Genomic DNA, 1,603 nt, shown 5'->3' on the forward strand with positions numbered 1-1,603 from the left:
TCCGGCCCTTCGTCGGTTCCAGCGTCTCACCGCCGGCCGGGGTTGTGAAGTGGTTTTAGGTTGGTGCACCTCCTTGAATCCCGGAACTGGCGGGGGCTTTCCGGCTGGCCGAATGGTGTGCCGCCGGCTTGTCGCTGTCAACGTCGTTCGTCCTCGCTGCGCTGCGGGCGCTCCATGTTGACCGCTCCCTTGCGCCGACGGCGGCATCGGCAGCTATCCGGCAAAGCCCCCCGGGCCCGGATGCTCACTCCCAGCGGGCGGGGTCGTAGACGGCCTCGTCCCGGACCATGGCATACGCGATCCTGGTGGCGCGGTGCGCCATCGCGCAGGCGATGACGCCGCCTTTCTTGCCCCGCGCCTTGAGCCCGGCGGCGTAGGCCCGGCTGGGCGGGTCAGTCAACCACAGACCCATGCCGAGATCGATCAGGGCCCGTCGCAGCGCCACGCTGCCTTCCCTGCTGATGGATCCGTCACGTCGCTTGCCAGCGGATTCGTACTGGGTGGGTGAGAGCCCTGAGGCCCGGTAGATCTGCGAGGGCCCGGGCCAGCGCTGCGGGTCACCCAGCGCCCCGGCATAGGTGCCGGCCCTGACCACACCCCACCCCGGGGTCGTGGTGAGCGTCGCGAACGGGCTCAGCGGTAGCAGCCGGGCGAGTTCGGCCTCTGCAGCGTCGATCTGCGCCGTGAGCTCCGTGACTAACGCCAGATCCGCGGCCAGCACTTTCCGCGCCACCGCCGCGTCGACTGTGGTCAGCGCGTTGCGGGCGGCCTGGACCAACCGTTCGGCCAGCGGCTGGCGGACCTGAAGGCCGCGGCCGGCCGCGAACCGGACGAAGCGGCCCGCCCCAAGCGCGGCGAGCCGCTTCGGGTCGGCGAATTCAGCGGCCACGAGCCTGCCGACCCTGGTGCCGAGGACATCCGGCAGAGCCAGCGTCAGTCCGGGGAAGGCCCGGTCCAACTGGCCCAGCAGTTGGTTCTTCGTCGCGGTCCGCGACTGGACCCGGCGGGTCCGGTGCGCGGCCCACGCGCCCAGCTCACCGATCACGGCCTCACGGCCTCACGGTCAGCAACCTCGATGCCGCGGCCGGCCAGCACCAGTTCCGTGATCGCCTCCAGATCCAAGGCATCGGTCTTGACCCGCCGGCGTCCCTGGACCCTGCGCTGTTCAGCGACATGCGCCGGATTCAGCTCCAGCACCTGCCAGCCCGCAGGCCACACGGACGGTCCCAGCAACGGCCGGTGATAGTGCCCGGCAGCCTCGATCCCGACCTTCACCGGACCATCCGCGCCCGCAAGTCTGCTTCTGATCAGCGCGAGGACACTCTCCAGACCCCGGCCGGTCATCTCAAAATTCACCGGACCCAACAAGCGGTGCCGGCCCGCATCGGTGACCGACAACGCAACCACCGTCTTGCCCACATCCACAGCGACAACCAGAGGGAAATCAGTGGCCGCAGAGGCCTGAACAGACATAACAAACACCTCCGAAGGTATCGGGAGGGCCCGCGGATCATTCCGCCCGGGCCCCCAAGGGAATCTGATACATCCCGTCCTGACATCTCCGGAGGTGTTTGGGAAGGACTAACTCAACTCATATCAGCTG

Annotated in this window: 2 protein-coding genes; both read right to left on the minus strand. The window is 68.6% G+C overall.

All coding sequences use genetic code 11. From position 1 onward, the window contains the following. Window positions 1-244 precede the first annotated feature (244 nt). Window positions 245-1,045: a transposase gene (locus tag AC1DIM_RS19695; protein ID WP_477712164.1), complete on the minus strand. Its 801-nt coding sequence runs from the start codon at window positions 1,043-1,045 to the stop codon at window positions 245-247. Beyond that, window positions 1,042-1,473: an IS110 family transposase gene (locus AC1DIM_RS19700; protein ID WP_477712165.1), complete on the minus strand. Its 432-nt coding sequence runs from the start codon at window positions 1,471-1,473 to the stop codon at window positions 1,042-1,044. Before AC1DIM_RS19700 ends, AC1DIM_RS19695 begins: the two co-directional genes overlap by 4 nt. Between the last annotated feature and the right edge of the window lie 130 nt (window positions 1,474-1,603).

Source organism: Pseudarthrobacter sp. 01T43 (genome assembly GCF_056398665.1).

What these genes read in the sequence shown, in the direction of transcription:
- AC1DIM_RS19700 (WP_477712165.1), bottom strand. Translation starts at nt 1,473, where the DNA reads ATGTCTGTTCAGGCCTCTGCGGCCACTGATTTCCCTCTGGTTGTCGCT.